Annotated in this window: 13 protein-coding genes; 11 read left to right on the forward strand and 2 right to left on the reverse strand. The window is 33.2% G+C overall.

Translation table 11 applies throughout. The features are described from left to right. Positions 1-37 precede the first annotated feature (37 nt). On the reverse strand, positions 38-169 hold the full coding sequence (locus tag ADIWIN_RS21670; protein ID WP_262507765.1) for a hypothetical protein: 132 nt from the start codon (positions 167-169) through the stop codon (positions 38-40). 296 nt (positions 170-465) lie between these two features. Here ADIWIN_RS21670 and ADIWIN_RS13745 point away from each other — a divergent pair, with 296 nt between their 5' ends. The 5 genes from ADIWIN_RS13745 to ADIWIN_RS22200 all read left to right on the forward strand — a co-directional run bounded on the left by ADIWIN_RS13745 (position 466) and on the right by ADIWIN_RS22200 (position 5585). Continuing rightward, entirely contained in the window at positions 466-1083 is a 618-nt protein-coding gene (locus ADIWIN_RS13745; protein ID WP_020896749.1) for a LysE family transporter, read from the forward strand. A gap of 348 nt (positions 1084-1431) precedes the next feature. Then, positions 1432-3051, forward strand: a complete 1620-nt coding sequence (gene pyrG, locus ADIWIN_RS13750) for a CTP synthase (protein WP_020896750.1) — start codon at positions 1432-1434, stop codon at positions 3049-3051. A gap of 121 nt (positions 3052-3172) precedes the next feature. Beyond that, positions 3173-5089: a membrane protein insertase YidC gene (gene yidC, locus ADIWIN_RS13755; RefSeq protein ID WP_020896751.1), complete on the forward strand. Its 1917-nt coding sequence runs from the start codon at positions 3173-3175 to the stop codon at positions 5087-5089. Positions 5090-5168: 79 nt separating this feature from the next. Continuing rightward, entirely contained in the window at positions 5169-5354 is a 186-nt protein-coding gene (locus ADIWIN_RS20905) for a hypothetical protein (RefSeq protein WP_020896752.1), read from the forward strand. A gap of 6 nt (positions 5355-5360) precedes the next feature. After that, positions 5361-5585, forward strand: coding sequence for a GNAT family N-acetyltransferase (locus ADIWIN_RS22200; protein WP_369021497.1), 225 nt, complete (start codon positions 5361-5363; stop codon positions 5583-5585). Between the two features lie 90 nt (positions 5586-5675). Here ADIWIN_RS22200 and ADIWIN_RS13765 read toward each other — a convergent pair whose 3' ends face one another. Further along, entirely contained in the window at positions 5676-6668 is a 993-nt protein-coding gene (locus ADIWIN_RS13765) for a fasciclin domain-containing protein (protein ID WP_020896754.1), read from the reverse strand. 64 nt (positions 6669-6732) lie between these two features. Between ADIWIN_RS13765 and ADIWIN_RS13770 the strand changes: the two genes are divergently transcribed. The 6 genes from ADIWIN_RS13770 to ADIWIN_RS13795 all read left to right on the forward strand — a co-directional run bounded on the left by ADIWIN_RS13770 (position 6733) and on the right by ADIWIN_RS13795 (position 14052). Continuing rightward, the gene (locus ADIWIN_RS13770) at positions 6733-7443 is read left to right on the forward strand and encodes a toxin-antitoxin system YwqK family antitoxin (RefSeq protein ID WP_020896755.1); all 711 of its coding nucleotides are present in this window, start codon (positions 6733-6735) and stop codon (positions 7441-7443) included. A 257-nt stretch (positions 7444-7700) separates the two neighbouring features. Next, positions 7701-8888, forward strand: a complete 1188-nt coding sequence (gene mnmA / locus ADIWIN_RS13775) for a tRNA 2-thiouridine(34) synthase MnmA (RefSeq protein ID WP_020896756.1) — start codon at positions 7701-7703, stop codon at positions 8886-8888. Positions 8889-9000: 112 nt separating this feature from the next. Beyond that, the gene (locus tag ADIWIN_RS13780) at positions 9001-10623 is read left to right on the forward strand and encodes a S8 family serine peptidase (RefSeq protein ID WP_020896757.1); all 1623 of its coding nucleotides are present in this window, start codon (positions 9001-9003) and stop codon (positions 10621-10623) included. A gap of 161 nt (positions 10624-10784) precedes the next feature. Further along, positions 10785-11726 carry an NAD(P)H-dependent flavin oxidoreductase gene (locus ADIWIN_RS13785; RefSeq protein WP_020896758.1) on the forward strand — a complete coding sequence of 314 codons (942 nt, stop codon included), beginning with the start codon at positions 10785-10787 and terminating at the stop codon, positions 11724-11726. 210 nt (positions 11727-11936) lie between these two features. Further along, positions 11937-13409, forward strand: a complete 1473-nt coding sequence (locus ADIWIN_RS13790; RefSeq protein WP_020896759.1) for a potassium/proton antiporter — start codon at positions 11937-11939, stop codon at positions 13407-13409. A 133-nt stretch (positions 13410-13542) separates the two neighbouring features. Then, positions 13543-14052: a DUF3124 domain-containing protein gene (locus ADIWIN_RS13795; protein ID WP_020896760.1), complete on the forward strand. Its 510-nt coding sequence runs from the start codon at positions 13543-13545 to the stop codon at positions 14050-14052. Positions 14053-14102 lie beyond the last annotated feature (50 nt).

Here is a 14102-nt window from a genome sequence, read left to right on the forward strand (position 1 = left end):
CTTCGGTAAGCTGAGTATAGGTGTTTTGTATTAAACGTTAAACAAAGGTAGCTGTATTTTTTTTAAAATTCAACCACTCAAATTTCATATACCCTTTATCTAAGTTCACATTAAAATTAGCAGCCTGAAAGAATTCAATCTCTTGTTCTAGTGTTCTAGAAAATGTCATTTTTAATTCTTTTGTAATCAACGTTACGCAATGTGAAATCTATACGTTCTTCTTGGTTGTATGATGACACAAGTGCGAAATAAAAATCTACGGCTTAGAGGAGTTGATTTATACGATTCGCCGAGATTTTAAAAAGTAAGTTTAATGTTCTTTATCATAGATAACTTCAGGGTTGTAGTGATGATAGGTAATGAATAGCGTTAATCACCTAATAGAATCCTTTTGAGTTACAACAAAGATGAAACGCAGTAATATACTAACACTCTAAATTGTTTCTTTGTGGCAAGACATAAATTATGAACTTCTTTACGTGCTTACTTTTAGGATTTGTTATTGCCGCATCAGGGAGTATTGTGCCTAGTTTTTTAAATATAACAGTTGTTAAATTCAGTTTGAAAAGTGGTCGAAAATCGGCTTTATATCTTATTGGAGGTTTTGCTACAGTATTGTTTTTTCAAGCTAATATTGGTGCTTACCTATCAAGTGTTTTGATGAAAAATTCAGAATACATTACTAATATTCAAAAGATTGGTACAGGAATTTTATTCCTGATATCTATTTATTTTTTTAGATTACATTTTATTTCAAGAAAGCAGAAAATAAAAGTAAAAATTAAGAAGTCGAAGGCTTATTTACATGGCATCGGTATGTCGCTACTCAATACTTTTGCGATTCCATTTTATTTTACATCTATTTCTTTTTTAATAGTGTTAGGCTATTTTGAATACTCTTTCCTAAATGGTTTTTATTTTTCAGTCGGTTCTACAATAGGTTCATTTACACTATATGCGTTGTATGCCACAGTCGCTAGTAGAATTGAACATAAACTTACATTTATTGCAACTAAAATGGATTTTATATTAGGTTGTTTAACAGGTGCAGTTGCTATCGGTAACCTAATTTATTTACTTTAAGTGAACTGTATGTTTTTAAAATGAGCGTTTAGAGCTACAAGATTTTTTTTGCTCGGTAATAACTAAAAATAAATTGATACGGTTACTGTTTCTTTCATAGGGTATATGTCTTATATATTGGGTTAAATCATTCCACATAGAAATGCCTTTTGCTTTTAAAAGTAGAGTAAGTTCATTCTTAGATTCTAATGTGTAATAGGTATTTATTTTTAATGTTTTGTAAGTCAGTAACTAAGCTTATTATTTGGTTGTGTTAATCGATAGAAATAATAACATATTAACAAACCATAAACAAATAGAGAATAACTCATTAAATTTCGTAATTTTGCCTGCGTTTAAAAGCGCATCATGACCACAAACCCTAAATATATTTTTGTAACAGGAGGCGTGTCTTCTTCTCTCGGAAAAGGCATTATAGCTGCTTCTTTGGCTAAACTTTTGCAAGCCCAAGGTTACAGAGCAACCATTCAGAAATTAGACCCATACATTAACATTGATCCTGGTACTTTAAATCCTTACGAGCATGGCGAATGCTACGTAACGGATGACGGAGCGGAAACTGATTTAGATTTAGGTCATTACGAACGTTTTTTAAACGTACCAACATCACAAGCTAATAACGTAACTACAGGTAGAATTTACCAAAGTGTTATTGATAAAGAAAGGCGTGGCGAGTTTTTAGGTAAAACGGTACAAGTCATTCCTCATATTACAGACGAGATTAAAAGAAGAATCCAAATTCTAGGGAATTCTGGCGATTACGATATCGTCATTACTGAAATTGGAGGAACCGTTGGTGATATTGAGTCTTTACCATACATTGAAGCTGTTAGACAGTTAGAATGGGATTTAGGTGAACACAATACATGTGTTATACACTTAACATTAGTACCGTATCTTTCTGCTGCAGGTGAATTAAAAACCAAACCAACCCAACACAGTGTAAAAACATTGATGGAAAGTGGTGTGCAAGCTGATATATTAGTTTGTAGAACAGAGCATCCGCTTAGCGATGGTATAAAAACCAAACTAGCGCGTTTTTGTAATGTAAAAAAGGAAGCGGTTATAGAGTCTATTGATGCTTCTACCATATATGATGTACCAAACTTAATGTTAGAAGAAGGTTTGGATAAAGTGGTTTTAAATCAGTTGCAACTTAAAAGTGATGTGCCAGATTTAAGACGTTGGAACGAATTTTTAAAACGTCATAAGAATCCTAAAAGTGAAGTTACCATTGGCTTAATTGGTAAATATGTAGAACTTCAAGATTCTTATAAATCTATTTTAGAATCGTTTATTCATGCAGGTGCAGAAAACGAAGTTAAGGTTAATGTAGAACCAATTCATTCTGAATATTTATCACAAAGTAATATAGAATTCAAATTAGGTCATTTAGATGGTGTTTTAGTAGCACCTGGTTTTGGTGAACGTGGTATTGAAGGTAAAATAGATGCGGTACGTTTTGTACGCGAACAAAATATTCCGTTTTTAGGAATTTGTTTAGGTATGCAAATGGCAGTGATAGAATATGCTAGAAACGTACTAAACCTTAAGGATGCGAATTCTGTAGAAATGGATGAGCGTACCCCAGATCCTGTAATTAATTTAATGGCATCACAAAAAGGTGTGGTTAATAAAGGAGGAACCATGCGTTTAGGAACTTGGGATTGTAATATCGAAAAAGATAGTATTGCCTACAAGGTTTATAAAACAGACACTATTACAGAAAGACACAGACATCGTTTTGAGTTTAATAACGAATATAAAGCGCAATTTGAAAAAGCAGGAATGAAAGCTACTGGCCTTAATCCTGAAACTGGTTTAGTAGAAATTGTAGAAATTCCTGCAAACGATTGGTTTGTTGGTGTACAATATCATCCAGAATATAAGAGTACAGTGAAAAGTCCACATCCTTTATTTGTAGCCTTTGTTGGTGCTGCTTTAAAATATAAGAAGAAGAAAAAGTAATAATTAATATGTCACTTTGGCGTAAAATTAATTTTGGACAGTTTTTTGGGTTGTTCAATTATTACCATATAAGACCTGTCAGATTTAAAAAACATGACAGGTCTAAAATTGAAAATTAAAGATGGAAGAAAAGAAATTCGATGTTAAATCAATAATAGGTTTTGTCCTTATTTTTGGTATACTATTGTACATTATGTACCAAAATCAACCAAGTCCAGAAGAACTTGAAGCTCAGAAAATAGCAGAACAAGAGCAGGTTGAAGCTGAAAAAAATCAAAGTAAGCAAAATGAAACTTTAGTAACGTCGTCTTCAGATTATTCTGCAAATACGCAAGTTTTAGATTCTACACAAAAAGTTGCACTTCAAAATAAAGTAGGTTCTTTCGCATATGCATTAACCTTACCAACTGTAGGAGACAAATTTACAACGGTTGAAACCGATGTTTTTGAATTAAAGTTTAATACCAAAGGTGGTCACTTAGCAGAAGTAAAGCTGAAAAACTTTGTGGATTACGATTCTGTACCAGTTTATATGGTGAGGGATAATAATAGTGCTTTTAATATTACCTTCGGAACATCGGATAATAGAACTTTAAATACGCAAGATTTCCCTTTTCAACCAAGTGTAACTAAAAGTGGTGAGAACACAATAGTTTCTATGAAACTTAAAGTGTCTGAAACGGCATTTTTAGAATACCGTTATGAGTTGAAGCCTAATGATTATATGATTGATTTTTCAATTAAATCACAAGGTTTAAGTGGAGTATTTAATACGTCTCAACCTATTGAGTTAGATTGGAAACAAAAAAGTATTCGTCATTCTAAAAGTATAAGTTACGAGAATCGTTATACCAGATTAACGTACATGTACGATGATGGTAAAGTCGATAAATTATCACAAGCTAGTGATGATGATGAAACGGTAGATGATGTAGAATGGCTTTCTTATAGACAGCATTTCTTTAGTTCTATTTTAGTGGCTAATGATAGCCCGTTTAAAAAAGTAGCAGTGACCTCTTTAGATTTAGTAGAGGATGAAGAAATAGATACTTTATTTACTAAGTTATACACGTCTAAAATGCCATTAGCTTTTAATGGTGGTGAGTTAAATCAAAACTTAGGTTTGTATTATGGGCCTACAGATAACGCAACATTAAAAGATTACGATAAAGGTTTAGAAGAAAGTATTCCTTTTGGATGGGGAATTTTTGGATGGATAAATAAAATTTTATTCATTCCATTGTTTGGTTTTCTAAGTCAACACTTACCATCTTATGGTATTGCAATTATTGTGATGACTATCTTGGTTAAAATTGTATTATCATTTGTACAGTATAAGCAATTCTTATCGCAAGCTAAGATGAAGATCTTAAAGCCAGAATTAGATGCTGTAAGAGAAAAGTACAAAGACAATAAGTTAAAAGCACAGCAAGAAACTATGGCCATACAAAGCCGAGCAGGCGCAAGTCCGCTGAGTGGTTGTTTGCCAGGTTTAATGCAGATTCCTGTATTCTATGCCTTATTTATGTTTTTCCCAACAGCTTTTGAGTTAAGACAAAAAGGATTCCTATGGGCAGACGATTTAAGTTCTTATGATTCTGTTTTAGATTTACCTTTTCATATTCCATTATATGGAGATCACGTGGCGTTATTCCCAATTTTAGCTGCAATCGCTATTTTCTTTTACATGAAAATGACGACAGGTCAACAAATGGCAACACAGCCAACACAAGAAGGGATGCCAGATATGGCTAAAATGATGAAGTATATGATTTACTTCTCTCCAATTTTAATGTTAGTATTCTTTAATAACTATGCTTCAGGTTTAAGTTTGTATTACTTTATATCTAACTTAATTAGTATTGGTATTATGTTAGTTATTAAAAACTACATAATTGATGAGGATAAAGTGTTAGCTAAAATTGAAGTCAGCAAAACGAAGCCTAAGAAACAAAACAAGTTTCAGAAGAAAATGGCTGAAATGATGGAGCAAGCTGAGCAACAAAAACAAGTACAACAAAAAGGGAAGAAGAAATAATTATTTCAGCTTTCTATTCTTATAGGAATTATAGCCTCAACATCTTGTTGAGGCTATTTTTATTAAATACCTCATACAGATGAAAATTGAAATTTGTAATAAAGCAGATATTAAAACAATAGTTGATGGTCTTAACGCTTATAATTTAGACAAAGTTTCTGCACTATCACCTATTTGGACACCTTTAGAATTTAGTATAAAAAATGAAAAATACGATGTCATTGGCGGAGTTTTAGCAGGCATCAATTATTGGAATGGCTTATAGATTAAAATTCTTTGGGTAGATGAAAATTATAGAAACCAAGGCCATGGAAGAAGCCTCTTAAATCATCTTGAAAATGAAGCAAAGAAAAAAGGAGCTTCAATTTCAATGGTTGATACTTTTGATTTTCAGGCAGAAGATTTCTATATTAAGAATAATTATAAAGTTATTGGTGAAATTAAAGATTTCCCAAAAGGGCATCGACGGATTTATTTTTCTAAAGTATTACAATAAGAAAGACTCAAACCTTTTACAGTTTAAGCCTTTATCTAACTAATTAAACAAATTATTAAAATAAGGTTGTCAACCTTAACATTACTAGTATTATTGCATTGGTAGAAGTACAGTATCTATAACATGTACCACACCATTCATCGACTGAATATCTACTAAGCTAGTCACAATATTACTAATACGACCGTTAGGATCTGTTAACGTAAAAGCAGTGTTGTCAGCAGTTATTTCACCACCTAAAGTCATAACAGCTCCATTTGGTAAGTCACTAGATTGTATGTTGCCACTTACAATATGATAGGTTAGAACCGCATCAACTGTTGCTGGGTCTAAATCACCAAGAGCAGTATTTCCAGAAGGATCTAATTCCAATAATAAATTAGCAAATGCATCATTAGTTGGTGCAAATACTGTAAATGGTCCAGCAGAAGCATCAGATACTGTAGAAATGTATGGCACTGTTGGTGTACCTGTATCAGCCAATTGCAATGCCGCTACTAAATTTGATAAAGCAGGATTGGTTGTCGCAAACGTCGCAATTGTTGGTAAGCCAATGACTTCATCAACAATATGGACAATACCATTACTTGCAACATTATCAGCATTAGTTACCGTAGAAGAACCGTTTAACATCACTCCATTAGAAGTTGTGTAGTATAAACTTAAGTTAGCTCCATTAGGTCCTGTTGCAGCTGTATTGGTATAACCCGATTCAGCGTCAACTAAATTTGTTGATGTTACTGTTATGCCAATTATTACATGGTTTAATAAAATATTTTTTACCAAGGCATTTTCTGCTGTAGATAAATTGTTTAGATCTAAACCAGTATCTGATAATAATTGTGCAAATGCAGCATTACTAGGTGCAAATACAGTAAAAGGGCCTTCACCTTGTAAGGTTGTTACTAAGTCAGTGGCTTGCAATGCAGCAGCTAAGCTCGTTAAATTGTTTTCTAAAGCGATATCAACTACAGTTGTAGGAGTTGGCGTTGTCGTGTTGTCATCATCATCACTACAAGAAGTAAAACCTATAACCAATAGAAATACTGTAAGTAATTTGAAGTTTTTTGAAATAATTTTCATTGTTTTGAGTTTTTATATTGTTCAACATTCAAACCTTGATTGGTTTGTTTAACAAAAATACATAATGATTAAACAAAAAGTTTTTGCACTTTTCACTTTAACACTATTTTTAACATCTGCTTATGCGCAAAACTCAGTCAATCAATTTGATAAAGACGGGTTAAGGCACGGTAAATGGACTAAAAACTACCATAACACCAAACAGAAACGTTATGAAGGCTCTTTTAAACATGGTAAGGAAGTCGACTCATTCAAATTCTACACCTTGTCTTCAGGAAAAAGTGTGCTAAGTGCTGTAAAAGTCTTTAATGAAAACGACAGTATTGCTGATGTTACTTTTCTAGCTTCAAATAAAAAAGTGATTAGCGAAGGTAAAATGAGTGGCAAACAATTTATGGGACAATGGACGTTTTATCATAAAAACGCTTCTGCTAAAATGATTGTAGAGAATTATAATGATGATGGATTGCTGCATGGTGAACGCTTTGTGTATTTTAAAAATGGAGTGGTTGCAGAAAGTGCGAATTATAGGAATGGTAAACTAGATGGTGAATCAAAATGGTTTTCCGAAAAAAGTGTCGTGTTAAGACATACGCATTATAAGGACGACGAGTTGGAAGGTAAAACTATTAATTATGATGCTTTAGGTAATATAACTTCAGAAGGAAATTATATTAAAAGCCAAAAAAACGGAGTTTGGAAATATTATAAAGATGGTGAACTCTCAAAAAAAATAGACCATACCACACAAGAAGTCTTATTTAAGAAAGAATAGCTTAAAGCTATGCTCTGTATAGAATTTCAGAATGGCAATCTTAATAGGATTGCCTTTTTTATTTTGTAATTTTGCCGAATATTTTCGAACTAAGAATGACGTTTCTCTTTAGTAGAGTTGTGTCACATCGAGTGAAATTCATTTTTTTATGAATTTTGCATCGAGAAGTAATTTAAGTTAAGAATGTTCTCGATAGAATTCCGATAGAAAAATCGAGATCATTCGAATTGACGTTCAGATAAAAAGAGATTAATAATATGAAAAGAGTCATCGTAGGACTTTCAGGCGGAGTAGATTCTAGTGTTGCAGCCTATCTTTTAAAAGAGCAAGGTTATGAAGTTATTGGTCTGTTTATGAAAAACTGGCACGATGATTCTGTAACCATCTCCGATGAATGTCCATGGTTAGAAGATAGTAATGATGCCATGTTGGTGGCAGATAAATTAGGGATTCCATTTCAAACGGTCGATTTAAGCGTTCAATACAAAGAGCGTATTGTAGATTATATGTTTAATGAGTATGAAAAAGGACGCACACCAAATCCAGATGTACTTTGTAATCGTGAAATAAAGTTTGATGTCTTTATGGATATCGCTTTAGAGTTGGGAGCAGATTACGTTGCTACGGGTCATTATTGCAGAAAAGGAACCATTGAAAAAGACGGAAAACAAATCCATCAGTTGTTAGCTGGTGCAGATGATAATAAAGATCAATCGTATTTTCTCTGTCAATTATCACAACAACAATTGGCGAAAGCTTTATTTCCTATTGGTGAATTGCAAAAACCAGAAGTGAGGGAAATTGCGAAAGCTCAAGATTTAATTACGGCTGAGAAGAAAGATTCTCAAGGCTTGTGTTTTATAGGAAAAGTAAGATTACCAGAATTTTTACAACAACAATTAAAACCCAAAGCAGGTGATATTGTTGAGGTGGCAGATACGTTTGAAACTTATAGTCAAGCGCTTCCAGAATTCGATTCAAAAGAAAACGAATTAGAATTTTTGTCTAAAAAAACGGTTTATAGTTTAACAGACGGAAAAGTAGTCGGTAGACATCAAGGCGCACATTATTTTACCAAAGGACAACGAAAAGGTTTAGGAGTTGGCGGAACAGTAGAACCTTTATTTGTTATTGATACAGACGTAAAAGACAATGTAATTTACACAGGGCAAGGTAAAAAACATCCAGGTTTATACAGAAATGTGTTATTTGTGACTAATGAAGAATTGCATTGGGTACGTGAAGATTTAGCGATAAACGAAGGAGAAACCATGGAGGTAATGGCGAGAATCCGTTACAGACAAACCTTAGAAAAAGCAACTTTACATAAAGTCGCTACAGGGATGTATGTAGAATTTGAAAACAAACAATCCGCAATTACCGAAGGCCAATTTGTGGCTTGGTATATAGAAGACGAATTATTAGGGTCAGGAGTTATTTCTTAACTTGCCTTTCAATTAACTTTCTAATAGATAAAATAGAGGTCGTCATTTCGAGTGATTTTTAATTTTTTTCTACTTAAAAATGGTCTCGAAAACAAGTTAGATATATAGTCTTATGAAAAATATTTTTACAGTATTACTTTTAATTTTTATTACCAAGAGTTTTGCTCAAGAAGACGCCTGGATTTATCTTACTGACAAACCAAATGTTTCAACAGTACTAGCAAATCCTACAAGTATTCTTACTCAAAAAGCAATAGACAGAAAACAGAGGCATAATATTACGATTGATGAACGCGATGTACCAGTCAATGAAATTTACATTTCAGATTTAAAAGCCCAAACAGGAATCACGGTTTTGGCAAAATCGAAGTGGTTTAATGCTGCTCATGTCAGAGGAACGGAAGACAATATTAAAGCTTTGAGTAATTTAACGTTTGTTGAAACTATTGATTTTGCTAATCAAAATTTAAATACAGCTTCAAGAAGGGCATCACGATTAAATAAAACAGAAATCGAAGATGAAACTATTGCTTTTACTTATGGAGATACGCAAAATCAGGTAGAAATGATTAATGCAGATAATCTGCATTTAGCAGATTATACAGGAGAAGGCATTACCATTGCTGTGATGGATTCTGGATTTCCTAATGTAAATACTATGGGAGCATTTCAGCGCTTACGAGAGAATAATGATTTATTAGATGGTTATGATTTTGTAGATAGAACTTCAGATGTTTATGCATTTACAGGGAGTAATCATGGTACAAAAGTATTGAGTACGATGGCAGCATTTGTACAAGATCAGTTTGTAGGAACAGCACCAGATGCATCCTACTATTTGTTTAGAACGGAAGATTCGGGAAGTGAAAATCCAGTAGAAGAAAGTTATTGGGTAGAAGCTGCAGAGCGAGCAGATAGTTTAGGGGTAGATCTAATTAATACGTCTTTAGGGTATACCACTTATGACAATTCTAATTATAGTTATTCGCCAGCAGATATGAATGGGCAAACCGCTTATATTTCAAAAGGGGCTTCAATTGCTGCTGAGAAAGGCATTTTAGTGGTTGTAAGTGCAGGTAATGCTGGTGCAACCGATTGGCAGACTGTTGGTGCACCCGGAGATTCTCCAGATGTGTTATCAATTGGAGGTGTAGATGGAAATGGAGATTATGTGTCGTTCAGTTCACAAGGTGGAATAGCACAAATAGGATATCAAAAACCAGATGTGGTGGCTAGAGGTGGAGCTGCTTATGTCGTCAGTGAATTTAATAGTATTGTCCAAAATAATGGGACATCGTTCAGTAGTCCAATTCTTTGTGGAGGTATCGCGTCATTATGGCAAGCGTTACCAAATGCTTCACCAACCGAAATAAAGGACTACGTTAGGCAATCAGCCTCACAGTTTAATACCCCGGATGACTTTTTAGGGTACGGTATTCCGGATTTAGATCTAGCAAAGAACTTAGCATTATCACTGGATGAAGAACAGCTTGGCGATTTTATATTTTATCCCAATCCGGTAAAATCGAATTTGAACATCGTCTTACCCTCAACTGTAAATCAATTAGAGGTTTCAGTTTATAATCAATTAGGTCAAGAAATTTTGAATCAGGTTATAACCGAAAATTCTAAAACGATAAATGTTTCAAGTTTTACAGCTGGAATTTATTTGATTAGATTTTCGACTCAGAACATTTCAAAAACATTAAAATTCATTAAAAGTTCTAATGAATAATGTACGTCAGTTCGAGTGATTTCGAGTAACGAGAAATTGTATAGAGAACAGAGTGAACTATAATTCCCTTAGAACAATAAAAATTATCCTCATTTTCAATCGTGAAATTCACTTGAATTGCCGAAATTTATACGTTTTTACAACAGATATAATTTCAAACTATGGCAAATAGAATCACATCACTTTTCAATATAAAATATCCAATTATTCAAGCAGGAATGATTTGGAACAGCGGCTGGAAACTAGCTTCTGCAGCAAGTAACTCTGGAATATTAGGATTAATTGGAGCAGGTTCTATGTATCCTGATGTTTTACGAGAACACATTCAAAAATGTAAAGCGGCAACCGACAAGCCATTTGGTGTTAACGTGCCAATGTTGTATCCTAATGTTCAAGAAATTATGGATATCATTGTTGAAGAAGGTGTGAAAATTGTTTTTACGTCTGCCGGAAATCCGAAGACATGGACCAAATGGTTACAAGACCAAGGGATTACAGTAGTGCATGTGGTAAGTAGTGTAAAGTTCGCTTTAAAAGCACAAGACGCTGGAGTCGATGCTATTGTAGCCGAAGGTTTTGAAGCTGGTGGCCATAATGGAAGAGATGAAACCACCACATTAACATTGATACCAATGGTAAAAGAACAACTTGAGATTCCTTTAATCGCAGCAGGAGGTATTGCCACAGGTAAAGCGATGTTAGCCTGCATGATTTTGGGTGCCGATGGCGTGCAAATTGGTAGCCGATTTGTAGCTAGTGTAGAATCCTCAGCACACCAAGCTTTTAAACAGGTGGTCGTTGATGCTAAAGAAGGTGACACGCAATTAACTTTAAAAGAATTAGCTCCTGTTAGATTAATAAAGAATAAATTCTACAACGACTTACAAGAGCTCTATAAAACGGGTCCAACACCAGAACAACTCAAAGACTTATTAGGAAGAGCTAGAGCCAAACGTGGTATGTTTGAAGGTGATTTAGACGACGGTGAATTAGAGATTGGACAAATTGCAGGCTTGATTCATGATGTAAAATCGGTTTCTGAGATTGTTAATGAAATGGTGACTGAATTTAAGGAAGCCAAGAAGGCTTTGATTACATTATAGTTAGCTTTATATTTACGGATAATTAAAACGCGTTTATGCAACTATAGATATAGTAATTATAGTGGTTTAGTTTTATCAAAATTGTTGAATTTAACCCTGTTTATTAGAAGTTGATAATTAATTGAAGGACTACGTTTTAAAACTCTTATTTAGTCACTTTTTTTTAATAAAAAACCTAAATTTGTATTTGCTAATTTTAGCTAGTAGCGTATGAATTTAACCACTGAAAACATCCTCTTAATAGGTTCTTTATTACTTTTTATAAGTATTATAGTCGGAAAAACATCTTATAAATTTGGAGTCCCAACATTAATACTCTTTTTAGCTATAGGAATGTTAGCCGGTTCAGACGGTATTGGTGGTATTCGTTTTGATGATCCTAAATTAGCGCAGTTTATAGGGATTGTATCTCTTAACTTTATATTGTTTTCTGGTGGTCTAGATACCAATTTTAAAGCCATAAAACCCATTCTTAGAGAAGGACTTGTTTTATCCACGCTAGGCGTTTTTCTTACAGCAGCAACACTTGGTATATTTGTTTGGTTTGTTACAGATTTTACTATTTATGAAAGTCTATTATTAGGTTCCATTGTGTCTTCTACAGATGCAGCTGCCGTATTTTCTATTTTACGTTCGAAAAATTTAGCATTAAAAACGAATTTAAGACCAACATTAGAGTTAGAAAGCGGAAGTAATGATCCTATGGCTTATGTGCTAACGTTAGCGTGTTTAAGTTTAGTAATAAATCAGGATCAAAGTATTCCCACTATGATTTTCATGTTTTTTCAACAGATGATCTTAGGTGGTATTGCTGGTTTTGCCTTTGGTAAATTGAGTAGGATTATTATTAATAGAATTAAGTTAGGTTTCGAAGGACTTTACCCTGTTTTAGTAATTGCGCTGATGTTTATTACATTTTCGGCGACTGATTTTGTCGGTGGAAATGGATTTCTAGCCATTTATATATGTGCCGTGTATTTAGGAAATCAAGATTTAATACATAAATCTACAATTCTAAAAATGTTTGATGGAATAGCATGGTTAATGCAAATTGTATTATTCCTTACTTTAGGTTTACTTGTGTTTCCGTCTCAAATTATTCCTTATATGGGAATCGGATTGTTAATCTCCGTATTCCTTATTCTTGTCGCACGCCCAGCAGCAGTGTTAATAAGTCTCATGTTTTTCAAAATGAAAATGAGAAGACGCTTTTATATTTCATGGGTTGGTTTACGAGGTGCCGTTCCGATAGTATTTGCGACCTATCCACTTTTGGCAGGCATTGATAAAGCAAATATGATATTCAATATTGTATTCTTTATTTCAGTGACTTCTGTTTTAATTCAAGGAACAACCTTATCGCTTTTTGCAAAATGGTTAAATGTGGCTTTGCCAGAAGAAGTAAAACCTATTGCAGAGAATGATCGCTATATTCTTAATTTGCCTAAATCAGCAATGGAAGAAATCTTAATACCTCCCAATAGTTTTGCCGTAGACAAACGAATTATAGACTTACATTTTCCTACGTCGGCATTTATTGTAATGATTAAGCGAAATAATAAATTTGTACGTCCAGGAGGTTCTACAGTTATTGAAGCTAATGATACGTTAGTACTTCTATTAGATACTGAAGATAGTTTAAATGAAGTAAATATGATACTCGATAAAACGCTGATAGGTTAAAATGAGTATTGCACTTCAGCTTAACTAATAATATTGTTTAAGTTTTATTTGTAACTTTATAATTTATCAGTATCATTAAGTGTTTAAAATAATGCGAATCAATAAGTTTTATAAGCAATCAAATTATCACATCATGAAAAGAATAATAGTTTTATTAGTCGTGTTTTATAGTTTTTATTCTTGTAATGAAGCGTTCAATGATGACGGGTATGAAAAAATTAATTGGAGTGCAAGACAAGCAAATATTAAACTTACAGATTCTTTAGAATCAGGTAAATCATATCTATCCGTTTATTCTCAAATTTATAGCTATTCTCAGCATAAAATGTATAATCTCACTGCTATGATTAGTATTAGAAATACAAGCGCTAAAGACACTATGTACTTATCTAAAGTAGATTACTTTGATACGCATGGCACCTTATTAAAAACGTATTTTGATAAGCCTGTTTACTTAACTCCAATGGAAACTTTGGATATCGTTATTAATGAGGTTGATATAGCAGGTGGTACAGGTGGTAATTTTATTTTTGATTGGAAAACACCTAAAAATTCTCCAGAACCTATTTTTGAAGGAGTCATGACATCCACATCTGGTCAGCAAGGTTTATCTTTTTTAACTCAAGCGAAAAGAATTGATTAATAGCCTTTAATTTTAGATGTTAATAGCGTCCTATTAAAATTTTAAAGACA

The sequence above is a fragment of the Winogradskyella psychrotolerans RS-3 genome, assembly GCF_000427335.1.
GTDB lineage: Bacteria > Bacteroidota > Bacteroidia > Flavobacteriales > Flavobacteriaceae > Winogradskyella > Winogradskyella psychrotolerans.